The organism is Flavobacterium sp. 2755 (assembly GCF_031455715.1).
Lineage (GTDB): Bacteria > Bacteroidota > Bacteroidia > Flavobacteriales > Flavobacteriaceae > Flavobacterium.
On record NZ_JAVDTG010000002.1, the window covers coordinates 359481 to 383828 of the forward strand.

Sequence of the window (24348 nt, forward strand, 5' to 3'; positions counted from 1 at the left end):
CGTACTTGTTTTATGCACACAAGCTTTCAAAGCTAAACTTATAATTTCTTATATTACTTATATAGTTTAAATAACTTTCTTTTTAGTTGTTGGAATTTCTATAAGGAACAGGGCAAGTTTCCAATTCTTCTGAAGTTTTATGTCTTTTATAATACACATAAACGATCACAGAAAGGATACAAATAATTCCCTGAATGGCAACCGTATGTCTGGTTCCGATAATGTGTGAAACGTATCCAATAATTAAACTCCCCACGGGAATCATTCCCTGATAAGCCATTAAATAATAACTAATACTTCTTGATCGCATATTTACAGCACTTTGTGTCTGCACATAAATGTTGATGGATGAAGTTTGCGCCATCATTCCTATACCACTCAGAGCCATACAAATAAGCGCCACAGTCAAATTATTTGAATAAGCCAGTATAATGATGCTAAAACCTAATAATAAGCTCGCAGCGATCATTATTTTACTCATTTGATCTGATTTTTTAAGATTTGCCAAATAAATAGCAGACAAAATAGAACCAATTCCGGCAGCGCTTTCAAACCAGCTGAAAGTTTGTGCGTTTCCGCTAAAAATATCTTTGGCAAAAACCGGCATCAGCGTATTAAAAGAAATTACAAATAAACTACTGCACATTAACATTAAAAGCATTTTGGCCATTTCTGCTTCTTTTTTTACATAATCAAAACCTTCAATGAAATCTTCGAGCATTTTAAATTTATCCACGGCTTTGATGTGTGGTGTAATTTTCATCATTAAAAGTGAAATTAAAACCGGAATATAGCTAAGGAAATTTCCAATAAAACAAATGTCTTCACCATAATTGTGCAGAATAATTCCGGCTAGTGCAGGTCCCGCAATTCTGGCAAAATTATTTAAAGTTGAATTTAGAGCAACGGCGTTTGGCAGATCTTCTTTGTCATCCACAATATCAATCATCATCGTTTGTCTGCAGGTCATATCAAAAGCATTTATAATTCCCTGTATAAGGCTCAAAGCCAAAATAAAGTTGATATTGTAAATTTTAAAATAAATTAAAATTGCCAAAGCTCCGGCCTGCATCATTGCCATAGACTGCAATAAAAGCATTGCTTTGTGTCTGTCGTAACGCCCAATAATACTTCCGGCTAAAGGCGCTAAAAACAAAGACGGAATCATGCTTAAAAAAGTAGCCAGTCCTAATAAAAATACTGATCCGGTTATGCTGTAAACCATCCAGCTTATAGCAGTTTTCTGCATCCATGTTCCAATAACTGAAACAGATTGCCCGTAAAAGAATAACTTGAAGTTTTTAGATTTTAACGCTTTAAACATGACCTTAATTATTTAATACAAAGGTCGGGATTATGATTTCATTAGAAAAATTAATAATTTTACTGATAATAAGTATTAAAACTTATCAATATGGAAATTTACCAACTCGAATACTTTATTAAAACGGCTGAGGTTCTTCATTTTACAAAGGCTGCAGAATTGTGTTTTGTAACGCAATCCGGGCTTTCGCAGCAAATAAAAAAACTAGAAGAAGAACTCGGCCTGCCTTTGTTTAAGCGGATTGGCAAGAAAGTACAGCTTACAGAAGCGGGTTCTGTTTTTTTAATTCACGCTAAAAAAGTAGTCGAAAATGTAGAAAACGGAAAACAGGCAATTGAGGATTTAAACGAAATGATTGGCGGCGAACTGCGCATTGGTGTAACTTATGTTTTTGGTTTATTGATTCTTCCTATCGTTAATACATTTGCTAAACAATACCAGAATCTGAAAATTGTTGTTGAATACGGAACGACAGAAGCTTTAGAACAAAAACTTCTTGATAATCAATTAGATGTTGTTTTGGTTGTTTCATCACACGAAATTGAACTGCCAATTCAAAAAGTGCCTTTGTTTACTTCTTATATGGTTTTGGCGGTTTCCAAAAACCACGCTTTGGCAGACTTAGATAAAATAGCTTTTAAAAAAATAGAACAAATTCCGTTGGTATTGCCCGGAAAAGGATCGAATTCGAGAGAATTTGTAGAAGAGTTATTTCAGAAGTTTAATATGAAGCCCAAAATCTCAATAGAGCTGCATTCTATACACGCTTTATTGCAAATGGTAGAGAACAGTGATTGGGCGACGATCGTGGCTGAAAAGGCTTTAAAAGGCTGGGATCAGCTCAAAGCGATACAAATTACCGGCGTTGCAACTAAAAGAGAATCTTTTATGCTAACAATTGGAGGTTATCAAAAAAAAGCAGTAAAAATATTCATGGAAGAATTTAAAAAAAGCATTTAAAAGTAATCTTAGATTTTACTTTTGAAACTCGATTTTTTTTGTGTTATTTGCAGACCAATAAAGAAAGGTGTCCGAGTGGTTTAAGGAGCTAGCCTGGAAAGCTAGTATATGGGTAACTGTATCGAGGGTTCGAATCCCTTCCTTTCTGCTAAATAAAAACCCGCAATTTCATTTTTTGAAGTTGCGGGTTTTTTGTTTATATAAAAAAGTGATGATTATTTTTATATATTGTTTTTGAATTCAATTTTAATAAAACTAAAAGAATGAAAGTCTTTTTAAAGAAAATTATCCTTTTGTGTATAATACTTGCATCAAACCCATTCTTTGCTCAAAATAATTTGGCTGTTAAATTTCAAAGGACTTATTCAGATCATGGAGATGATTTTCATATTAGTGAAATCATTATTTTAAGAGACAACCAATTGTTTAAGAAAATAGAAAGTCCTAATGCGTTTGTTCTTTATGAGTCAGTTCCTGATGGTAAATATTCTTTCGAATACGCTAATATTTTTGGAGAAACAATTAAGAAAGAATTTTCTATTCCAAATAGTAAAAAAAGCTTAAATCAATCAGAAGTTTTGCTTTATGCTGATAAACTTCAGGATAGTATTCCAAAGGATTTGTTCATTCAAAAAATAAAAAATGACGAAAAAATAGTTGTAAAGTTTAGATTTTCTGGTTGTTATAGTGGTAGAAAAGATTCGTTGACTATTTTTAAAAGCAATAATGCTTTATATGTTTTGCATAAGAGAAAAAAAAGAAAATTAAAAACTGATGAAATTGAATTTCTAATGCAATATGAAAATGAGTTAAAACATTTAAAAGAAGTGAATTTTGCGAGTACAGCAAACGGAATTAATGAAGTGATTTACAATTCAGAAAGATTATATTATGTTGAGCCTTCAGTTTACTGGGGAGGTTTTGATTTATTGAAGAAGAAATTAAAGTTAAAATAGTTCAGTAGTAATAGGGTAAAAATAAAAATTATAAACACAAAAAAAGAGGCCTTATAGAGATCTCTTTTTTTCAAAATTTATATTTTATCAAAAACTTTATTTCCCCTTCAACAATTTCTCCAAATATTCATTTTTATCCTTTTCAGCCTGAACCAAACGCTCATAAAGTTCAACAACTTTGTCTAAAGGATTAAAATTACAATAATTGCCAGTATTAAAAACTCCATTATCGTAAATATTATTAAAATAATTAATTACGGCTTCTTCCGAAAAGTTTTTAATTGCTTCAACTGTCATTCCAAGTACTTTTGCTACTTCTTTTAGTTTTTCTTCGTCTATGGTTTCGCTGTTTTCCATAGCTGAAACTGCTTGCTGATTTGTTCCCAAAGCCTGTGCAAGTGCTTCTTGTTTCATGTCTTTAAGTTCACGAATACGGCTAATTTTTCGCCCTATATGATATGGTTTTGTTGCTGTGCTCATGAATCAAAGGTATTTAAAAATTTTTAAAGAAAATAGATTTTAGTAAAAAACAGGTTCGTTTTTGTAAGATACTCTTTTCTTTTTTTATTACGCTACGGGAATATAAATATCAAATTTAGCTCCTTGATTTAATTTTCCGGTTGCCGTAATAATTCCATTGTGATTTTCTACAATTTTTTTAACGATGGCAAGACCAATACCAGTTCCTTTATAATCCGTTTTGCTGTTAAGCTGCTGAAACATTTCAAAAATACGTGTTTCAAACTGGGGGTCAAATCCAATACCATTATCGGTAATTGTAATATGGCAATAACCAGCCGAAGATTTCTTTTTTGTATTAGTTTTTGGTTTGGTATAAAGGGTTTCAATGATTATATGAGGTGTCGCTTCGGGTTTCGAAAATTTAAGGGAATTACTTATTAGATTACACATTAACTGGTCAAACTGAGATGGAATTATATAGGCTTTACAATTTCCAGATAATTCGATAATAGCTTTTTTTACTGTTATTTCTTCTTTCAAATTTTCCAGCACTTTGTTTATAACCGTATTAAGAGAGATGTTTTCAAATGTCTTTTCGGTGACACTTGTACGTGAATAAGTCAATAAATCATTTATAAGCGCCTGCATATGAGAAGCTGAGACTTCTATACGGTCAAAATAATACTTCCCCTTTTCGCTTAAATTTTGATATTCATCTGTTGTAATTCGGTTCGAAAAAACCTGAATTTTTCGCAAAGGTTCCTGAAGATGATGAGTTGATATATAAGTAAATGCCTCAAGTTCTTTATTAGCAAGGCTTAATTCGACCGCACGTTTTTCTTTTTCAATATTCTGAAAAGTAAGATTTTCATTGGCTATGAGAAGTTCTGCAGCACGTTTTTCTTTTTCTAGGTTTTGATAAGCTAATTCTTTATTTGCAATAGCAAGTTCAGCCGCGCGGTTTTCTTTTTCTTTATTTTGAAAAGCAAGTTCTGTATTGGCAATGACAAGTTCAGCAGCCCGTTTTTCCTTTTCTTTGTTTTGATAAGCAAGTTCAGTGTTTGCTATAACCAATTCGGCAGCTCGTTTTTCTTTTTCTTTATTTTGAAAAGCAAGCTCAGTATTGGCAATAATTAATTCCGCCGCACGTTTTTTTCGCTCTTCGATTTGTTGTGCAAGTCTTTTATTAACAAGTAATAATTCATCATTATGATTTGCTTTAATCTTTTCTGAAAAAGTAACAGCCTTAGGCGAAACCATCTTTTTTTTACTCATTTTCCCGCGCATTTATCTCAAATATAGCCTAACTGAATTTAATGTCTTGGTTTTAAATATAATTAGTGCAATTTTAATCTGGAAATAAAGCCATCACTGATGTTGTTATTTTGAATATTATAGGTTTTTTCTTGTATTTTTATTTTCTAAGAATTAACAAAGAAATATTTTTACTGGCTTAGCCCCGATAGAAACGGCATCCTTTTGTGGTTTCGTTTCTTTAACGAGACCACAAAAGATAAAGTGTATAGCGGGACAATTGGTCTTTTGGAAATTTTAATTTCTGCTTCTTTAAAAGAAAAAATCAATCCTGTAAAGCCATTTTTACCTTGGGCAATATACGCTCCACAAACATTGTATAAGCAGATTCTGAAGGATGTAAACCGTCTGAAGCAACCAGGCTTGTATTAGTCAATCCGTTTCTTGTGATATCTGTAATAGAAACAAATGTTATGTTATTCATCATGCAGTAGTTTTCGGCAAAAGTGTTGTATTTGTTTATTTCTTCGGTGATTTTCATTCTTCCTTCGATTCCAAACATCATTCCAAAAGAAGTATAAGCATAATCTGGAATCGATAAAACAATTACGTTTTTTTTATCGCCTTTTGCCAAGGCAATTGCTTTTGTAACTAATTCGGGAAATTCTTTTTCATACATAGAAAAATCCCTGTGTTGATATTGATTGTTTACGCCAATTAATAAAGTTACCAAATCATAATTTGATTCTGGATTTTGCTCTTTTATTGCAGTAAGTAAATTATTGGTTGTCCAGCCTGTTGTAGCAATTACTTTTAAGGAAAAACTAGTTTCGGGATAAAGAGCTTTTAAGCTGGTTTTTAATTGTTCCGGATATCTGCAGGTTTCACAAACACTTTGGCCAATAGTATAACTGTCTCCTAAAGCTAGATAATTTATGGATTTAGAAATTGGAGTAGTAGGAACTTGTGTTGTTGGAGGAGGAGTTACAGGTCTTGGCGTAACAGAAGTTTCTGAAGAAGATTCTTCGGTACTGCAGCTTAATAGAAAAACTGAAAGAATAACGGTAACTATTTGTTTGAATTGCGGTTTCATAATTTGTTTAAATTAATTGGCTTGTTTAAACAAATAGTTACGTTAAATATCTTGGTATGGTTTTTAGACCATTTCTGTTTTCATTAGAATTTCTTCTTCAATGGCATTCCAAAGTCCGATGCGTTTTTCTAAAGCAAGAATTGAAACTTCTTCAACTTCTTTCCATTTTTGTGCGTCGTCTTCACATAAATCAGTAATCATCTGCATTGCCATTGGTCCGTGTTCATCAGCATCTAATTCGATATGTCTTTCAAAATAATACAGCAATTTGCTTAAGTCTGTATCGGGAAGGTTTTTTTGAAAGTTGCCTAAGATTTCGGTAAACATACTCGGAATCAAATCTTCTCTTCCAAAAGTAAATGCTGCGGCAATTTGATGTGGTTTTCCTTCTTCGATTACTCTAAAAGTAAAATCAAGGAAAGCTTTAATTTCTGGATGAAGCGAACTTTGTTTAATAGCAACAAAAATGTTGTGAAGCGAATTTACTTCGGCTAAAAATTTATTGATTTCTGTAGTGTCTGCACCGCAGTCTTCCATTGCTTCAAGATACATTTCATAATGACTTTGTCTTCTTCCGTCGATGCTTAAATCAGTTTCTTCGGCAAGAACAATTTCGTTGATTAAATATCTTGTTTCTGGGTTTTTAGTGGCGAACCAAGGTGTTGTAGTACAAGTAAGTTTGGCTTGTAAAGCTTTTAATAAAGACATGAAATCCCAAACAGCAAAAACGTGATTTTCTACAAAGCTGTGTAAATCATCAATCGTTTGGATTTTATTGTATAAGGAGTGTTTTAAAAGCTGTTCTTTTTGAGGTTGAATGCTATTGTTTATAGTTTCAATATTCATTTATGTAAATTTTGGGGCAAATATAAAAAGCTTCTCGGTTAGAAGAAGCTTTTTTATATTGTTTTTATATATATTTTAATAGATGTTTATGATTTAAATGCTGGAATTCCAGTTACATCCATTCCGGTAATCAATAAATGAATATCGTGAGTTCCTTCGTAAGTTATAACACTTTCCAGGTTCATCATATGGCGCATAATTGAATATTCACCTGTAATTCCCATCCCGCCTAACATTTGTCTGGCTTCACGTGCAATTTGAATCGCCATGTTGACATTATTACGTTTTGCCATCGAAATTTGAGCTGTTGTAGCTTTTCCTTCATTTCTCAAAACGCCTAAACGCCAGGTTAATAATTGTGCTTTTGTGATTTCGGTAATCATTTCGGCCAATTTCTTTTGCTGTAATTGAGTTCCTCCAATTGGTTTTCCAAATTGAATTCTTTCTTTAGCATAACGTAAAGCAGTATCGTAACAATCCATTGCAGCTCCAATTGCTCCCCACGCAATTCCGTATCGTGCTGAATCTAAACACCCAAGCGGAGCTCCTAAACCAGATTTATTTGGTAATAGATTTTCTTTTGGAACTTTTACATTATCAAAAATTAATTCTCCGGTTGAAGAGGCACGAAGCGACCATTTATTATGAGTTTCAGGAGTTGTAAAACCTTCCATACCGCGTTCTACAATTAAACCGTGAATTCTTCCTTCTTCGTTTTTTGCCCAAACAACAGCAATATCTGCAAAAGGAGCATTCGAAATCCACATTTTGGCACCATTTAAAAGATAATGATCTCCCATATCTTTAAAATTGGTAATCATACTTCCCGGATCAGAACCATGATCTGGTTCTGTTAAACCAAAACATCCTATATATTCACCAGTTGCTAGTTTTGGTAAATACTTCATACGCTGTTCTTCGTTTCCGTATTTCCAAATTGGATACATTACTAAAGAAGATTGTACTGACGAAGTTGATCTTACACCAGAGTCTCCTCTTTCAATTTCCTGCATAATTAAGCCATAAGAAATTTGATCTAAGCCGGCACCTCCATATTCAACAGGAATATAAGGCCCGAATCCGCCAATTTCTCCAAGTCCCTTTATAATTTGCTTAGGAAATTCTGCTTTTTGAGCATATTCTTCAATAATAGGAGAAACTTCTCTTTTAACCCACGCACGTGCAGATTCTCGAACTAGTTTATGTTCGTCTGTTAACAAATCGTCAAGGTTGTAATAATCTGGAGCTTGAAATAAGTCTGGTTTCATTTTTGAGTAATTTTACAAAACAAATTTACGTAATAAAAATATAACAAAACAAAGATAAATTGTTATATTTTTATACATTAGTTAAAAAATAATCACAAATTAGGTAAATTAATTTTAGTTTATTGATAATTTATAGACTAATTTTGAGATTCCAAAAAAACATAAATTGAATGAGGCTGATCATCTCTTTTGTACTTTTTTTTGTTCTTAATACTGCATTTGCCCAACAGAAAAGTGCACTGACTGAAGAGGAGTATCTTATATTGCAGGAAAAAATTCGACTAAATTATAATGCAAATGTCGATAGTGCCCTTGTATACGCTAAGGAGATGTCAAAATCAAGCAATTTTAAACATTTAGCTTTTGCAAATGGAGCAATGACTCAATTGTTTCAGATAAAAGGAAATACTAAACTTTCTAAAGAAAAATATTCTTTAGCTCTTAAATACCTGGAAAAAGTTCCGGAATCACGTGATAAAATACAATTAAAGTCCTACATCTATAATTATGGTGGTTTGGCAGAATGGAAAAGAGGTAATTTTAGTGCTGCGCTAGACAAATATCAGCAGGGAATGAAGCTTTCTGTCGAAATTGGCGACATTATACAAATTGTAAAATTTAGAGGAAACATAGCTTTAATTAACGAAGCTGTTGGAAATTATCAATTAGCGATTCAGAATTTAAAGGAACTGAATGATTTTGTCGATAAAAACGAAGGAATATTTACCAAGGAAGATTTTTTAAATAGAAAAAGTAACATCAATGTTAATTTAGGAAGTGCTTACGAAAACTATTTTATTAAAAATTCAGATAAAAAATTCTTACTTGATTCGGCAGAATACTATTATAAAAGGGCAATTAATTATTCACAGAATTTTGCAGATAATAAAATTACTGCGAAGTTAAGTTTAGGTAATATATACAATTGGAAAGGAGACTATAAGGCTGCTGAAAAAACATATTATGATATTGTATTTTATTCACAGCAAAACAATCAGCCAGATTTATTATGTGTTGCCAATTATAATTTAGGAGATATATACTTTACTACCAAAAAGTACGATAAAGCACTGGTTTTCTTTAAAAAATGTGATTCTCTTGCTGAAATAACAAAGTCCAATAATATGGATTTTTTGAAGTCAAATTATTATCAGGCGAAAATTTACAATATAAAGAATGAACCTGAGCTGGCTTATAAACATTCTAAAGTTTACTTGGATAACTATGAAGATTTCCAGACAAAACTAAATCATGAAGCTTTAGAGGTAAATTATAAATTAGGAGTAAATGATTTGACTGAAGAAATGGTAGTTATTCAGGAAAAATATCAGTATGATGTGCTTATTAATAAGGCATTAAAGGTGTTTTATGTTTTATTAGTTGTTGGAATTGTATTTTTATTGATAAAAAATATAAGGGATAAAAATAAGGCACATAAAAAAATGAATGCTTTAATAGAAGAGTTTAAGGCAAACATTGAAAAGAAAAATAATGCTGAAATTGAGCCGGAAGAAGTAGAAGAAATTCTTGAAACAGAAGAAATTCATCTTAAAAAGGAAAATCTTACGCTGAGTATTGATGAAGCGAAAGAAAATAAAATTGTCGAAAAATTACTGGCACTTGAAAATAAATTAGAGTATTTAAATGCAGATTTTACTTTGCCTTATGTGGCTAAAAAAATAAAAACAAATACTACTTATTTATCTTATGTAGTGAACAAACGATTTGGGAAATCTTTTGGAGAATACTCAAATGAGTTAAAAATTAATTATGTAATCAATGAAATGATTACTAATCATATGTATCGAAAATATTCAACACAAGCAATTGCAGAAAGTGTAGGGTTTAAAAATGCAGTTTCTTTTGCCAAATCATTTCGCAAAAGAACTGGAGTATCTCCAGCTCAATTTGCGAATAATATCTAGTTTTAAAAAAAACTTATTGAAGCTTAAATAAGGAAACAATTATCCGTTACCATTATTATCTTTTTTTCCAGGATCAACTGGTGGTGGTGGTGGATCTCCTCCTAGTACCATTTTTTGTTGATTTTTTGATAATTTTTCTCCCTGGAAATCTTCGAATTTTAATTTCATATTTGCCATCTTTTTACATGTTACGGTTACTGATTTATCAAAACTAAATAAAAACTGAAGCTCTTGATCGAGAATTGGGTTTTGAACTCTTTTTTGAAACATGTTTGCTTTTAATTTATTGAAAATCAATTAGTTGCAATTAAATTATACATGCTATAATTTATAAATTGTATGTAGTATAATATATAAAATGTGTGCTTTCACCAATATTTTTAGAATAAAAACAACAATCTTTGTACTGTAATTCGATTTAAAACAGGTTTCAAAGATGCTAAAACTTATCCAAAAATTTCTTCAAATAAACAGATATTCGGATGTGAAAAACGAGTTTAAAGACTTGTTTCTTTCACACCCAAATTATCCAAGTTTATTTGCGATAACAGATTCGTTTGATTTGTTGTCGATAGAGAATGCTGCTATAAGAGTTCCAAAGGAACAAATAGTTGATTTACCGTCAAACTTTTTAGCTTATTTTAAAGAGGAATTAATCTTAGTTGAAAAAGCAAAAGACTTTGTTCGTATTAACACAATAAAAAAAGGTGTTCAAAAAATTTCATACGAAAAATTCCTTTTAGACTGGAATGGAGTAATTGTTGCAATCGAACCAAATAATGTAGTAGCAAGAGAAAATTTAAAAGTTGAATTAAACTGGTTAAAATATCTTATACCTTTTATACTTGTAGCTGGATTATCATTTTTTTATAGTTCATACAGTATTTTTAGCACTGTGTTTTTGCTGACATCAGCTTTAGGACTAATTGTGAGTATTTTAATTGTTCAGGAAAAACTTGGTTTTAAAAACAATCTTATTACCAACTTTTGCAATTTAAGCACAAATTCTTCTTGTAACTCTGTTTTGAGTTTTAGTGAGAATTATGAGAATAGATGGATTAGCTTTTCAGACTTGCCGCTTTTGTTTTTTGGTGCAAGCTTTATTTCAATATTAGTACAACCAGCGAGCTCGTCAATTTTTGTTGGATTTTTAAGTTTATTGGCGATTCCAATTATTGTGTCTTCAATCTGGATTCAAAAATTTGAACTTCAAAGATGGTGTGTGATGTGTTTAATGGTTTCCTTTTTAATATTTACACAAAGTATAATTTGGTTTTCATCAGACTTATTTACGTTAAGTTTTAGTTTTAGTGCAATTTTCCCGTTTTTATTTTCTTTAATCCTTCTTATACCAATTGCATTTGTTGTAAAATCAATTGCTAAAGATGTTCTTAATAATGAAAACTCTTTAAAAGAGCTCAAAAAATTCAAAAGAAATTATTCATTATTAAACTTTTTATCTAAAAAAGTTATACATCAAAATGGATTTGAAGATTTAAGAGGATTAAATTTTGGAAACAGAAGTGCTGTTGTAAAACTGGCGGTAATTATAAGTCCAAGTTGTGTTCATTGTCATAAAACGTTTCAGGAAGCTTTTGACTTAGTTTTAAAATTTCCGGATAAAATATATTTAAGTGTTTTATTCAATATCAATCCTGAAAATATTGACAATCCGTATAAAGCGGTTGTTGAAAGACTTTTAACAATAAACAGATCAACTCCGGGAAAAACAGTTGAAGCCATTTCAGACTGGCATATTAAAAAAATGAGTTTGAAAAAATGGTTAAAAAAATGGAATGTTGACAATGTCAGTATGATGATAAATCAGGAAATAAATAAACAATATGAGTGGTGTTCTAAAAACAACTTTAATTACACTCCGGTAAAAATTGTTAACGAAAGGTTGTTTCCTAATGAATATGAATTAAGTGAATTGAAATACTTTTTAAACGACTTTGTCGAAGAAAAAGAAACAACAGTACTAGAAAGAATAGCCTAGTTTGACATTTAATAAATTCTCTAACAATTAAAAATTCACAGTTATGCTAAAAAATATATTAAACTTAGAAGGAACGCAAGAAATAAGTGCTAGTGAACAAAAAACTATCATTGACATCTTTAGTAAAGAAGTATCATCTAAATGTGATGCAAATTCGATAATTGCTTACGATGATTGCACAGATTATTTTTCAGAATTAAATTATTCTGGAGCAAATTAAAAAACTGTACGATTATTGTTAGAGTAGAACCAGCAGAGAATTTTCGAATAATTTTTGCTGTCAATTTTAAATTATTTAAAGTAATAAACAATAAAGCCTTTTTAAAATTTAGTCATGTTTTTTTTAATTTGTAGGCGCTCGATCGTGGAACATTGAGCAATTTATCCCAACATTGATGATTGGTGTCGGGATTCTCAGGATAATTGGTCACTTGGGTCGGTTTTATTTGGTTAGGGCTGATCAAGTGCCATCTCCTAGAGAAATTGGTATTACTAAAATATATTGAATATTTAAGAGAGAATTATGTTCTCTCTTTTTTTGTCATAAAACAAAAGAGTAGTAAAAATACTATAAATATAAATCTCGGCGATCAATAACAAAAAGATTGAAACATAATAATTTATCCCATAGTAAACATTCTATTAAATATAGACAAAAATCAAATTATGAAAAAATTAAAAAATTTAACTGGAGTTGAAATTTTAAGTGTAAGTGAAAAGAAAAGTATTAATGGCGGAGGGCCTGGTATAGAGGCTTGCTATTGCCCTAGAACGGGTCTTTTTGCAGGTATTATACATCCAGGCGAAGGTGAAACTTGCGCGTCGGTTATTGAGGAAAACTGCCCACTGGAATCTTAAAAATTTATTGAATAGTATTTGAAAGCTTTGTTATTTATTTAGCAAAGCTTTCTCTTTTTATAAACCCAAATAATTTTTTTGAATGTATTTAATAATACTGTTTAGAGAGAAAAATAAAGATATTAATTATGATAAAATTGAAATTGATATAATTTAGATCATTTTTTATTTTTTTAAGAATTTTTGTATAATATTGCTAAGAATAAACCCAAATATCAGAATTGAAAAAATTCATCAATTATAAGCAGGCAGATTTTAAAGATTGCGGACCTACATGTTTAAAGATCATAGCCAAACATTATGGTAAAACAATCAACATTCAGGAGTTGCGCGACAGCAGCGAGACAACTCGTGAAGGAAGTAATTTGCTTTTTTTAAGCGATGCTGCCGAGAAAATTGGTTTTAGGACACTGGGCGTAAAATTAAATGCAGAAAGACTCGAAGAAGCACCTCTGCCATGCATTCTGCATTGGAACAAAAATCATTACGTTGTACTTTATAAAATAAAAAAAGGAACTTATTATATTTCAGATCCCGGTTTTGGATTAATTGAATATAATAAAAAAGATTTTCTAAAATTCTGGATCGGAAACAATGCCGATGATTCTACTCAGGAAGGTATTGCTTTATTAATAGAAGCCACGCCAAAATTCTTTCAGTCTGAATTTGATAAAGAAGACAATAAAGGTTTAGGATTTGGAATGTTGTCTCAATATGTCTGGCGATATAAATCATTTTTGATCCAGCTGAGTATAGGACTTTTAGCGAGTAGTTTACTGCAGCTTATTTTTCCGTTTTTAACCCAGAGTATTGTCGATGTAGGGATACAAAACCAGAACATTCATTTTATATATTTAATTCTTTTTGCACAGCTGTTTCTCTTTGCCGGAAGAACGGGCCTTGAACTTATCAGAAGCTGGATCTTACTGCATCTTTCAACCAGAATCAATATCTCCTTAATTTCAGATTTCTTTATTAAATTAATGAATCTGCCTATTTCGTTTTTTGATGTGAGAATGACAGGAGATATCATGCAGCGCATTAACGATCACCGCAGAATCGAAAAAATACTGACCACATCCTCTTTAAATGTATTATTCTCTGTAATCAATATGTTTGTTTTGGGAGGTGTTTTGGCCTACTTTAATCTAAAGATATTTCTAGTATTTTTTGCAGGAAGTATTCTTTATTTTGGATGGATTACATTGTTTTTAAAACGACGGGAAGTTTTAGATTATAAACGTTTTGCTGAGGTTTCTCAGGAACAAAGTAAGGTAATGGAACTCATTAACGGTATGCAGGAAATCAAACTCCACAATGCCGAAAAACAAAAACGCTGGAGCTGGGAATATGTACAGGCAAGATTGTTCAGGGTTTCGATAAAAGGATTGGTTTTAGAGCAGACACAATCTATAGGCTCTTCAGTTATAAATGAGTTAAAAAATATTTTTATCATTTTCTTATCTGCCAAATTAGTAATAGACGGTTCAATAACATTAGGGATGATGCTGGCTATAAGTTCAATTGTAGGGAGTTTAAATGGACCCATAACCCAGCTTATTGAATTTGTGAGAGAATTGCAGGATGCTAAAATATCTTTGGCAAGATTATCTGAAATTCATGAAAAAGAAGATGAAACCCAGCAGGAAATTCATCAGACCAATGATGTGCCGTATGATGCAGATATTGAAATTAAAAATCTTTCTTATCGTTATTTAGGATCAGATATTCCGGTTTTAGATGATTTAAGCCTTGTGATTCCAGCCAATAAAGTAACCGCTATAGTAGGCGTGAGCGGAAGTGGAAAAACGACTTTAATGAAACTGCTTCTTAAGTTTTATGAACCAGAAAAAGGCGAAATCAATATTGGCAGTTCACAGTTGAAAAACATTTCGCAGAAAGCCTGGCGTTCAAACATTGGGGCTGTAATGCAGGAAGGTTTTATTTTTAGCGATACAATAGCCAATAATATTGCTTTTGGAGTAGATAAAGTAGATAAAGAACGATTGGTTTATGCAGCAGACGTAGCCAACATCAAAGAATATATCAGTGAGCTTCCTCTTGGTTATAATACAAAAATTGGCGCCGAAGGAACCGGAATGAGTACAGGACAAAAACAAAGACTCTTAATTGCCAGGGCAGTTTATAAAAACCCGGAAATATTGTTTTTTGACGAAGCCACATCAGCTTTGGATGCCAATAATGAAAAAGAGATTATGCGGAAACTGGATATTTTCTTTAAAAACAAAACCGTAATTGTAATTGCGCATAGATTAAGTACAGTTATGAATGCAGATCAGATTGTAGTTTTGCAAAAAGGGAAAATTATTGAAATAGGTTCACATTCGTCATTGGTGGAACAGAAAGGAAATTATTTTGAATTGGTTAAAAATCAATTGCAGTTAGGAAATTAATCATGGAAGAAGATAACAGCACATTTGAATTAAGAAGCGAGGAAGTTCAGGACATTCTCACCAAAGTGCCGCACTGGATGATTCGCTGGGGAACGGTTTTGATTTTCGTAATCATACTGATGCTCTTTTTTGTTTCCTGGTTTATAAAATACCCGGATGTTGTTAATACTGAAATTGTGATTACGACCAATATCCCGCCGGAGAAAATTGTTGCCAAAACATCTGGACGTATTGAAGCTATTTTGGTTAAAAACAAATCAGTTGTGTCTAAAAACAGCACACTTGCTATTATAGAAAACACAGCGAATTACAACGATGTTTTCCTGCTGAAAAGTATTGTTGATAATTATAACATTAATGATCCAAAAATAGAATTTCCGTTTTCAAAATTAAAAAACACACAGCTTGGAGAAATAGAAAGTGCTTATGCTGTTTTTCAGAAAGATTATCAGGCACAGGAATTAAATCATGACCTGCAGCCTTTTGCAATTGAAAACAGAGCACAGATTTCTGAAAAAATCCAAATAAAGGAAAGATTAGAAATTTTGCAGCAGCAAAAAGTAATCAATGAAAGTGAGCTACAGCTTCAAAAAAATGAAGTGAGTCGTTTTGAAGTTTTGTTTAATAAAGGCATTATTTCGGCTCAGGAAATGGAAGTTAAAAAACTAAGTTTCCTGCAAGCACAAAAGAGTTACAGAGGCTTATTGTCGTCGATTTCTCAGTTAAGATCTTCTCTTATCGATAATACAAAATCGAGTCAGAGTTCGCAGGCAAACAGCACTAAGGAAGAAGTTAATCTTGGCAGGAACATGGCGCAGTCGTTTTATCAGCTGAAAAAAGTGATAAAAGACTGGGAACTGGCTTATGCCTTAAAATCTTCCATTAGCGGAAAAGTTACTTTTTTACAGGTTTGGACAGAAAACCAAACGATAAATTTAGGCGACAATGTTTTCTCAATTATTCCCGATGCAAAAAATGGTTTTATAGGAAAAGTAAAAGCTCCGGCTTTAAATTCAGGAAAAATCAAAACAGGGCAGAGAGTCAATATTCGACTGGCTAATTTTCCGGACAGGGAATTTGGTGTTTTAAAAGGAAAGATTCAGAATATTTCTTTGGTTCCGGATAAAGATGGAAATTTATTAATAGATGTCGCTTTACCAGACGGATTAAAAACTTCTTATAACAAACAAATTTTATTTCAACAGGAAATGAAAGGAAGCGCAGAAATCGTAACGGAAGATTTACGCTTAATAGAAAGAATCTTGTATCAGTTTAAAAGTATTTTTGAACAAGTTTAGAATTTCAAATAAAAATCCTTCGTTAGTTCAATATATTCTGATGTATAAACATGTCTGTCAATTTCGATTGTTAATTCGTCGATTTCGATTTCGTCAGTTTCATTTCGGCTAAAAGCCAATAAAGTACGCTTAATAGGAGAAGTTGGTGTTCCTTTTACTCGGGTAATCTTTATTGGATATAATTCAGCTTCTTTTGCTAAGGCAATGAATTTTTGTTCTTCTTTAAAAGGAAGAATTATAGCAAGAATTCCGTTTTCAGAAAGTAATAAATCAGCAGCTTCGACGATCTCTTCAAAAGGCATTGCTTCTTGAAAACGTGCTAAATCTCGCTGTTCATTTTCCGTTTTATAATCTTCAGCGTAAAAAGGCGGATTTGAAACAATCAAATCGTATTCGTCTTCCGGTTCTTCTATGAATTCATCTAATCCGGCATGAAAGCAAAATAAACGATCGCCCCAAGGAGAATTTTCGAAATTCTCTACAGCTTGTTCGTATGCATCTTCATCAATTTCAAGCGCATCAATTTGTTCGGCATGAGTTCGCTGTGCAAGCATTAAAGCAATAATGCCAGTTCCCGCACCAATATCTAATATGCTGAAAGGATTATGCTGAATGGGAGTCCAAGCACCAAGTAAAACGCCGTCAGTGCCTACTTTCATAGCTGTTTTGTCTTGCTTAATGGAAAATTGCTTGAAGCTAAATAAAGACATTTCTAAAAATTAAAAATAAAATTACGAAAGGCAGTGACTGAATACTAAAAACTGTAAACTGAATACTTTTATAAGTACATCTCAACCAATCCTTCCGGAAGGTTCATGATAACCTTTTTATTTTCTCGGTCAATCTTAACTAGGAAATGATCGATCATTGGAACTAAGATTTCTACTTCACCATTTAAAACTTCGAAAAGAGGTTGTGCAGAAGAATCATTAATTGAAGTAATTTTCCCAAAGACACCTAAGCGCTGGTCTTCGATTTCGAAACCAATAACTTCGTGGAAATAAAATTTGTTGCCAGAAAGTTTTGGCAGCATTGATAAAGGAAGATAAATAGCATTGCCAACAAGTGCATCTGCTTCTTCTTCATTATTTACATCTTCAAAACGAACTCTAAGAAAGTCGTTTTTATGTAAAGAACTTGTTTCAATAAAAAAAGGAACCAAGTGTTTGTTGTGTTCAACAAACACTGATTCCAGATTTTCGTATAACTCAGGTTCGTCTGTGTCTAAATAGATCAGAACTTCACCTTTGAAACTAAATTTTTTAGCGATTTTACCTAAATAAAAACATTCTTCTTTACGCATTCTCGCTAAGTAAAATTATGCTTCAGTTGTTTCGTTATTCTCTTCAGCAGCAGGAGCTTCTTCAGTAGCAGCTTCTGCTTCTACTTCAGCAACTTCTTCTTCAACTGCAGGAGTTGCAGCAGCGATAGCATCAGCTTCAGCCTGAGCTGCAGCAGCTAAACGTTTAGCGTTAACTTCTTTTTCAGCTTTTAAAGCTTTTGCTTTAGCATCAGCTTGTGCTTTTGATAAACCATCTTTTTTAGCATCAACTTTTCCAGATTTTGCCTCTAACCAAGCAGCTAATTTAGCATCAGCTTGTTCTTGAGTTAAAGCTCCTTTACGGATACCTCCATCAAGGTGGTGTTTCAATAAAGCACCTTTGTAAGAAAGGATTGCTCTAGCAGTATCAGTTGGTTGTGCACCATTGTGTAACCATTTAACTGCGCTGTCAAGGTTTAACTCAACAGTTGCTGGGTTTGTGTTTGGATTGTAAGTACCGATTTTCTCTAAGTATTTACCATCTCTTTTTGAGCGTGCATCTGCAGCTACAACCCAGTAAAAAGGTTTTCCTTTTTTACCGTGTCTTTGTAATCTAATTTTTACTGACATAATCTTATGATTAAATTTTGAGGTACTCGACCTCTGTTAATTAAGGGCGCAAAGATATAATTTTTTTATCAATTATCCGTTTCAAAAAGTATTAAATATATTTAAGACAGGTTTTTAGCTTTTTTTTGACTTTTAATTTTAAATATTTACCTCATAATGTGATACTTTTGCATTAAATTCATCTTTATATATGAAAAAATATTTTTACGTCTTATCTTTTTTACTACTGCTTACATCTTGTACAGAGGATGTAAAATTCAATAATCCTGCTTTTCAAACGCTGAAAAATAATGTTTTCTGGAGAGCTCAAACATATAAAGCTTATTTTGGTGCAAATGGGACTGTATTTATTGAAGGTTCTTTAGGATATGAAAATGTTATTTTGCAAACTGCTTCTTCTGCAGAGCAAACTTTTATTTTAGGTCTTAATGAAACTTCAAAAGCATCTTATGAAAATACATTGCCTGCTGAATTATCTTCATTTTCTACAGGAACAAATATTGGTAACGGTCAAATTGTTATTACAGAATACGATACCGATACTAATACTATTTCAGGAACATTTAAATTTACTGCGATGAATGAAGATGAAAGCGATACGGAGAATCCAAAAATTAACTTTACAGAAGGTGTTTTTTATAAAGTACCGATTGAAGGAAGTGATATTGTTCATCATCAGATGTAACTTTTGGAAATACGGCGTTTTATGAGCTGATTTTCAAAATCAAAATAAAAACATAAATAAACTAATATATAGTAGATTACAGAAAAATAAGACTACATTTGCTACATTATTATAAATAAGTACATATGAACATTTTTGTTGGAAGCCTTCCATTCAGTATTGAGGAAGCAGATTTAAGAGAGTCTTTCGAGGCTTATGGAGCAGTAGATTCAGTTAAAATTATCACTGATAAATTTACTGGAAGAAGCAAAGGTTTTGGTTTCGTTGAGATGCCAAACGATGCGGAAGCTCAAAAAGCAATTGATGAATTGAACGGAGCTACTGTTCAAGGTCGTTCAATTGTTGTTAATAAATCTGAACCGAAACCTGAAGGTGAAAGAAGAAGCTTCAATAATAACAGCCGTGGTGGAGATTCACGCGGAGGTTATGGTGGAGGAAACCGTGGTGGAAATGACCGTGGTGGTAACAGAGGAGGATATTAATATTTTTTTTCTAAAATATAAAAGGGATCAACGAAAGTTGATCCCTTTTTTTATGGTGATTTTTTCTGTAGAGGCGCACAGCAGTGCGTCTAACATCTCGAGGAGACGCACTGCTGTGCGCCTCTACGATTTCTTTTTATTACAAATTAGCAACTAACCAGTCACCAACTTCGCTTGTTTTATATGCTTTTGATCCTTTAGAAGCTAAATCTTCTGTAACAACACCTTGTTCTAAAGATTTGTTTACTACAGCACGAATAGCTTCAGCTTCGTCTTTTAATCCGAATGCATCTTCGAACATCATTGCCGCAGATAAAATTGTAGCTAATGGATTAGCAATATTTAATCCGGTTGCCTGTGGATAAGATCCGTGGATTGGTTCGTATAAAGAAGTGTGCTCTCCAACAGAAGCAGAAGGCATTAATCCCATTGAACCTGAAATTACAGAAGCTTCGTCAGTTAAGATATCTCCGAATAAATTTTCTGTGATTAATACATCATAAGAATTTGGCCATTGAACCAAACGCATTGCAACAGCATCAACAAATTCGTAAGAAACCGTAACTTCAGGATAATCTTTTTCCATAGCCTGAACTGTTTCTCTCCATAAACGTGAAGTTTCCAGAACGTTTGCTTTATCAACGCAGCATAATTTTTTAGAACGCGTCATTGCCAGTTCAAAACCTTTTTTAGCTAAACGCTGAACTTCTGCACGTGTGTAGACACAATTGTCAAAAGCAGTATCTCCATTATCTTTTCTTCCTTTTTCTCCAAAGTAAATTCCGCCAGTTAATTCTCTTAAGAAAACTAAATCAGTTCCTTCGATTCTTTCTCTTTTTAAAGGAGAATTATCAATTAAAGAAGGAAAAGTAAATGTTGGACGTACGTTAGCAAACAATCCTAATTTTTTACGCATCAACAATAATCCTTGCTCAGGACGAACTGGTGCGCTTGGATCATTATCATATTTTGGGTGACCAATTGCTCCAAATAAAACCGCATCGGCTTTCATACAAACTTCGTGCGTTTCATCTGGGTAAGGAACTCCAACTGCGTCGATTGCGCAAGCTCCGGTTAAAGCAGGAGTCCATGTGATTTCGTGATTGAATTTTTTTGCAATAGCATCAGATACTTTTACAGCTTCATTTATTACTTCTGGTCCGATTCCGTCTCCGGCTAAAAGGGCTATGTTAAATTTCATTTTTTAAGTATTTATTATTTTAAGGTTCTAAGGTTCTGAGTTGCTAAGATTCTAAGTTTTTTTTCTTAATATGTTAGCAACTAGGTGTTGATTTTTTTTAAGATTCTGAGTTTTTAAGGTTCTAAGCTCAAAGAAAAAATCTCAGTAACTTAGAATCTTAGCAACTTAGTACCTTAAGCTATTACATTCAACATTTTTTGCGTTGCGATAATCGCTGCAACGGTTTGATCGGAATCTAATCCTCTAGTTTTAAATTCTTTTCCATTGTTTACCCAGGTAATAATAGTTTCGCACAAGGCATCAGAACTACTTCCCGGCGGTATTCTTACTGCATAGTCAATCAATTTTGGAAGCGTTAGTTTTTTGCTTTTGTAAATCTTTGATAAAGCATTCATAAAAGCATCAAACTGACCGTCGCCCTGAGCGTTTTCTTCGATGATTTCTTCGCCAAATTTTAAGCACAAAGTCGTTGACGGACGCATTCCTTTTGAATGTACTAATATATAGGACTCGATTTTTATTTTTTCTTCGTAAGTATGACTGTCCAAAACATCTGAAATAATGTATGGAAGATCTTCCTTAGTAACGGTTTCTTTTTTATCGCCTAGTTCGATGATTCTTTGTGTAACTAATTTCAAATCTTCCTGATTTAGTTTTAAACCTAATTCCTGAAGATTTTTTTCAATATTAGCTTTTCCAGAAGTTTTTCCTAAAGCATATTTTCTTTTTCTTCCAAAACGCTCCGGAAGTAAATCATTAAAATATAGATTGTTTTTGTTGTCACCATCTGCGTGAATTCCGGCAGTTTGTGTAAAAACATTATCGCCTACAATAGGTTTGTTGGCAGGAATTCTGTATCCTGTAAACGTTTCAACTAATTTACTTACCGTATATAAAGAAGTTTCTTTGATGTTGATGCTTACTTCTGGCAAATAATCATTAATTACCGCAACTGTACTTTCAAGCGGTGCATTTCCAGCGCGTTCTCCCATTCCGTTTACAGTTACGTGAAGACCGTTTATGCCGGCTTTTATAGCCTCCATAACATTGGCAACACTTAAATCGTAATCGTTATGAGCATGAAAATCAAAATGAATATTGGGATATTTTGCTCTGATTTTAGAAATAAATTCAAAAGCCAAAGACGGAATTAAAACTCCTAAAGTATCAGGAAGTAAAATCCTTTTTACAGGCTGCGTAGATAAGAAATCCAAAAATTGAAATACATATTCAGGAGAATTTCGCATTCCGTTGCTCCAGTCTTCTAAATAAACATTGGTTTCAATATTGTTTTCTTTTGCTAAAGCGATGATTTGAGCAATTTCAGAAAAATGCTGTTCCGGTGTTTTTTTTAACTGATGCGTTAAGTGGTTCATTGAACCTTTGGTCAACAAATTCTGTACTTTGGCGCCGGCTTTTTTCATCCAGTCGATTGAAACACCACCGTCAACAAAAGAAAGGACTTCGATACGGTCAATATAACCGCGTTCTTCTGCCCATGAAGTAATGCCTTTTACAGCTTGAAATTCTCCTTCGCTCACACGCGCAGAGGCAATTTCGATTCTATCAATATTTAATTCCTCCAACAATAATTGCGCAATGGTTAATTTTTCTGCAGCAGAAAATGAAACTCCTGAGGTTTGTTCACCGTCACGGAGTGTCGTATCCATTATTTCAATTTTTCTTTTTTCCATATTGATATTGTAATTTCTAACGGGTTGGATATTATTGATTATCCATATTTTAATTTGAACACTGATTTTACGGATTCGCTTTGCGAAGACGCTGATAAAACGGATTTTTTATTATTGGATAAAATAAAATCCGCATTAATCCGTGTTTTTGCGATAGCAAATCTGTTTTATCCGTGTTCTATTTTTTTTCTCATTTAATTTAGAAAGACCCGACTGGTTTTTGAAACCTGTCGGGTCTAATATCCTGAATGAGATTTCTATTAGTAAGGAAGTTTATCGGCGAAAGCCACAATATCTTCTTTAATATTTTGTAAATAATCAATGTCGTCAAAACCATTAATCATATTGTTCTTTTTGTATCCGTTGATAGCAAAAGATTCTTGCTGACCAGTTGATAATAAAGTAATTGTTTGGCTTGGAAGATTGATTTCTAATTCTGTTTTAGGATCAGCTTCGATAGCTTTAAAAATTATGTCAGCAAATTCTGGGCTAACCTGAACTGGTAAAACACCAATATTTAAACAGTTTCCTTTAAAGATATCTGCAAAGAAACTAGAAACTACAGCTCTAAAACCGTAATCGTAAACTGCCCACGCAGCGTGCTCTCTTGAAGATCCAGAACCGAAGTTTTTTCCTCCAACAAGAATTTTTCCAGAATAAGTAGAATCGTTTAAAACGAAATCAGCTTTTGGACTATCGTCTCCATTGTATCTCCAGTCTCTAAAAAGGTTGTCTCCAAAACCTTCGCGTTTTGTAGCTTTTAAGAAACGAGCCGGAATAATTTGATCTGTATCGACGTTCTCAATTGGCAGCGGTACTGCACTGCTGGTAAGTATGTTAAATTTATCGTATGCCATTTTTGTTCTTTTTATTTTATTCTGTTTTTTATTTCCTCAAGGATGTAAATATTTAATTCTAGTCCACTTTTGCCTTCAGGTAAACTAAAATCGCTAATGATTATTTGTTTTATTATTTCATAGCCATTTAAAGCATCAACATTACTGAAAAAAATATTCTCCCATTTTGGTATTTTATCCGGATCTTTTAACTCTATTCCATTATCATAAAAATTAATAGGCAGAAAATTTATCTCTTTTAAAGAAACACTTTCTTTTTTTTGATCCTGATTATATTTTAAATAAGTAATTGAATACTCTAAACATTGTTTGACTCTTTTCGAGATTCCTTTTATATCTTCAGGCTCATCAGGTTTTTTTCTCCAAAGATTGTATTGTTTTTGAGTGTAATCGAATTTTGAATTGTTTAATTCTTGATTCTCTTTTGTAAAAACAAATTCCATGTCTTGTGTAATAAGTTTATCCTTACCGATTATGTTAAACTTTAATTCTTTGTCACTTACAGAATGAATTTTCAGGAAAGGTTTTGTGATTCTGTTTTCAGTAAATGATAGTACAGAATCAGTTTCGTTAAGAGACCAATTTCCATCAGTATATCTTCCACTGTAAGCACCTAAAGTTCCTTTAAAACTTTTCTCTTTCTGAAAAAACAAATAATTTGTTTCGAAAAAACTACTACCGAATATATTGCTAAGATTCAGATTAGAATTTTTGTATCGTAAACTTGAATCGTCTAGTATTTTAGAATTTACATTTTCAAAATTCCATTTTCCAACAATTTTGTCTTCTAAAGATTGATTGCAAGAGTAAAAAGCTAAAATTGTAAATACGAATACTATTTTTTTCATGAATGTGTTTTACTTGATAGGAATCTTTGATCT

The 24348-nt window shown here is 32.4% G+C and carries 24 protein-coding genes and 1 tRNA gene; 11 read left to right on the forward strand and 14 right to left on the reverse strand.

The genetic code is table 11. The features are described from left to right. Positions 1–82: 82 nt before the first annotated feature. The gene (locus J2Y38_RS05320; protein WP_309840329.1) at positions 83–1324 is read right to left on the reverse strand and encodes an MFS transporter; all 1242 of its coding nucleotides are present in this window, start codon (positions 1322–1324) and stop codon (positions 83–85) included. Between the two features lie 90 nt (positions 1325–1414). On the opposite strand from J2Y38_RS05320, the gene J2Y38_RS05325 reads away from it, so the two are divergent. The 3 genes from J2Y38_RS05325 to J2Y38_RS05335 all read left to right on the forward strand — a co-directional run bounded on the left by J2Y38_RS05325 (position 1415) and on the right by J2Y38_RS05335 (position 3240). Next, the gene (locus J2Y38_RS05325; protein WP_053471509.1) at positions 1415–2284 is read left to right on the forward strand and encodes a LysR substrate-binding domain-containing protein; all 870 of its coding nucleotides are present in this window, start codon (positions 1415–1417) and stop codon (positions 2282–2284) included. Positions 2285–2345: 61 nt separating this feature from the next. Continuing rightward, positions 2346–2432 (forward strand) — tRNA-Ser (locus tag J2Y38_RS05330). Positions 2433–2547: 115 nt separating this feature from the next. Next, positions 2548–3240 (forward strand): hypothetical protein, encoded by a 693-nt coding sequence (locus J2Y38_RS05335; protein WP_309840332.1) that lies wholly within the window; start codon positions 2548–2550, stop codon positions 3238–3240. Between the two features lie 96 nt (positions 3241–3336). On the opposite strand, the gene J2Y38_RS05340 is transcribed toward J2Y38_RS05335, so the two are convergent. The 5 genes from J2Y38_RS05340 to J2Y38_RS05360 all read right to left on the reverse strand — a co-directional run bounded on the left by J2Y38_RS05340 (position 3337) and on the right by J2Y38_RS05360 (position 8163). After that, positions 3337–3720, reverse strand: coding sequence for a helix-turn-helix transcriptional regulator (locus J2Y38_RS05340; RefSeq protein ID WP_309840334.1), 384 nt, complete (start codon positions 3718–3720; stop codon positions 3337–3339). 87 nt (positions 3721–3807) lie between these two features. Beyond that, entirely contained in the window at positions 3808–4977 is a 1170-nt protein-coding gene (locus J2Y38_RS05345; protein WP_309840337.1) for an ATP-binding protein, read from the reverse strand. A 304-nt stretch (positions 4978–5281) separates the two neighbouring features. Next, the gene (locus J2Y38_RS05350) at positions 5282–6049 is read right to left on the reverse strand and encodes an SGNH/GDSL hydrolase family protein (protein ID WP_309840341.1); all 768 of its coding nucleotides are present in this window, start codon (positions 6047–6049) and stop codon (positions 5282–5284) included. Positions 6050–6112: 63 nt separating this feature from the next. Beyond that, positions 6113–6895, reverse strand: a complete 783-nt coding sequence (locus J2Y38_RS05355; RefSeq protein ID WP_291151204.1) for a DUF3050 domain-containing protein — start codon at positions 6893–6895, stop codon at positions 6113–6115. A gap of 86 nt (positions 6896–6981) precedes the next feature. Beyond that, a complete protein-coding gene (locus J2Y38_RS05360) occupies positions 6982–8163 on the reverse strand; it encodes an acyl-CoA dehydrogenase family protein (RefSeq protein ID WP_053471504.1) in 1182 nt (393 codons plus the stop codon). Between the two features lie 170 nt (positions 8164–8333). Between J2Y38_RS05360 and J2Y38_RS05365 the strand changes: the two genes are divergently transcribed. Continuing rightward, positions 8334–10088 (forward strand): AraC family transcriptional regulator, encoded by a 1755-nt coding sequence (locus J2Y38_RS05365; protein ID WP_309840351.1) that lies wholly within the window; start codon positions 8334–8336, stop codon positions 10086–10088. Between the two features lie 39 nt (positions 10089–10127). On the opposite strand, the gene J2Y38_RS05370 is transcribed toward J2Y38_RS05365, so the two are convergent. Further along, a complete protein-coding gene (locus J2Y38_RS05370) occupies positions 10128–10385 on the reverse strand; it encodes a hypothetical protein (RefSeq protein ID WP_309840354.1) in 258 nt (85 codons plus the stop codon). A 139-nt stretch (positions 10386–10524) separates the two neighbouring features. Here J2Y38_RS05370 and J2Y38_RS05375 point away from each other — a divergent pair, with 139 nt between their 5' ends. The 5 genes from J2Y38_RS05375 (at position 10525) to J2Y38_RS05395 (ending at position 16657) form a co-directional block, all read left to right on the forward strand. Next, positions 10525–12087 (forward strand): vitamin K epoxide reductase family protein, encoded by a 1563-nt coding sequence (locus J2Y38_RS05375; RefSeq protein WP_309840357.1) that lies wholly within the window; start codon positions 10525–10527, stop codon positions 12085–12087. 43 nt (positions 12088–12130) lie between these two features. Beyond that, the gene (locus tag J2Y38_RS05380; RefSeq protein WP_309840359.1) at positions 12131–12307 is read left to right on the forward strand and encodes a hypothetical protein; all 177 of its coding nucleotides are present in this window, start codon (positions 12131–12133) and stop codon (positions 12305–12307) included. A gap of 446 nt (positions 12308–12753) precedes the next feature. Next, positions 12754–12945, forward strand: a complete 192-nt coding sequence (locus tag J2Y38_RS05385) for a hypothetical protein (RefSeq protein ID WP_309840363.1) — start codon at positions 12754–12756, stop codon at positions 12943–12945. Between the two features lie 221 nt (positions 12946–13166). Further along, positions 13167–15359 (forward strand): peptidase domain-containing ABC transporter, encoded by a 2193-nt coding sequence (locus J2Y38_RS05390; protein ID WP_309840366.1) that lies wholly within the window; start codon positions 13167–13169, stop codon positions 15357–15359. A 2-nt stretch (positions 15360–15361) separates the two neighbouring features. Further along, positions 15362–16657, forward strand: a complete 1296-nt coding sequence (locus tag J2Y38_RS05395; protein ID WP_309840369.1) for an HlyD family efflux transporter periplasmic adaptor subunit — start codon at positions 15362–15364, stop codon at positions 16655–16657. On the opposite strand, the gene J2Y38_RS05400 is transcribed toward J2Y38_RS05395, so the two are convergent. The 3 genes from J2Y38_RS05400 to J2Y38_RS05410 all read right to left on the reverse strand — a co-directional run bounded on the left by J2Y38_RS05400 (position 16654) and on the right by J2Y38_RS05410 (position 18548). After that, positions 16654–17316 (reverse strand): methyltransferase, encoded by a 663-nt coding sequence (locus tag J2Y38_RS05400; protein ID WP_309840373.1) that lies wholly within the window; start codon positions 17314–17316, stop codon positions 16654–16656. The two genes, J2Y38_RS05395 and J2Y38_RS05400, sit on opposite strands and share 4 nt — an antisense overlap. A gap of 119 nt (positions 17317–17435) precedes the next feature. Next, positions 17436–17960: a ribosome maturation factor RimM gene (rimM, locus tag J2Y38_RS05405; protein WP_180857194.1), complete on the reverse strand. Its 525-nt coding sequence runs from the start codon at positions 17958–17960 to the stop codon at positions 17436–17438. Between the two features lie 15 nt (positions 17961–17975). Continuing rightward, the gene (locus J2Y38_RS05410; protein ID WP_073483667.1) at positions 17976–18548 is read right to left on the reverse strand and encodes a 30S ribosomal protein S16; all 573 of its coding nucleotides are present in this window, start codon (positions 18546–18548) and stop codon (positions 17976–17978) included. A gap of 190 nt (positions 18549–18738) precedes the next feature. On the opposite strand from J2Y38_RS05410, the gene J2Y38_RS05415 reads away from it, so the two are divergent. Together J2Y38_RS05415 and J2Y38_RS05420 are read left to right on the forward strand one after the other, a co-directional pair. Further along, on the forward strand, positions 18739–19233 hold the full coding sequence (locus tag J2Y38_RS05415; protein WP_309840378.1) for a DUF6252 family protein: 495 nt from the start codon (positions 18739–18741) through the stop codon (positions 19231–19233). 125 nt (positions 19234–19358) lie between these two features. Next, positions 19359–19715, forward strand: a complete 357-nt coding sequence (locus tag J2Y38_RS05420) for an RNA-binding protein (protein ID WP_073483663.1) — start codon at positions 19359–19361, stop codon at positions 19713–19715. Positions 19716–19854: 139 nt separating this feature from the next. Here the strand turns inward: J2Y38_RS05420 and leuB are convergent, their stop codons facing one another. The 4 genes from leuB to J2Y38_RS05440 form a co-directional block, all read right to left on the reverse strand. Continuing rightward, the gene (gene leuB / locus J2Y38_RS05425) at positions 19855–20916 is read right to left on the reverse strand and encodes a 3-isopropylmalate dehydrogenase (RefSeq protein ID WP_309840382.1); all 1062 of its coding nucleotides are present in this window, start codon (positions 20914–20916) and stop codon (positions 19855–19857) included. Positions 20917–21089: 173 nt separating this feature from the next. Continuing rightward, on the reverse strand, positions 21090–22610 hold the full coding sequence (locus tag J2Y38_RS05430) for an alpha-isopropylmalate synthase regulatory domain-containing protein (protein WP_309840384.1): 1521 nt from the start codon (positions 22608–22610) through the stop codon (positions 21090–21092). Between the two features lie 260 nt (positions 22611–22870). Then, positions 22871–23467: a 3-isopropylmalate dehydratase small subunit gene (gene leuD, locus J2Y38_RS05435; RefSeq protein ID WP_309840386.1), complete on the reverse strand. Its 597-nt coding sequence runs from the start codon at positions 23465–23467 to the stop codon at positions 22871–22873. Positions 23468–23478: 11 nt separating this feature from the next. After that, positions 23479–24315 (reverse strand): hypothetical protein, encoded by an 837-nt coding sequence (locus tag J2Y38_RS05440; protein WP_309840390.1) that lies wholly within the window; start codon positions 24313–24315, stop codon positions 23479–23481. Positions 24316–24348 lie beyond the last annotated feature (33 nt).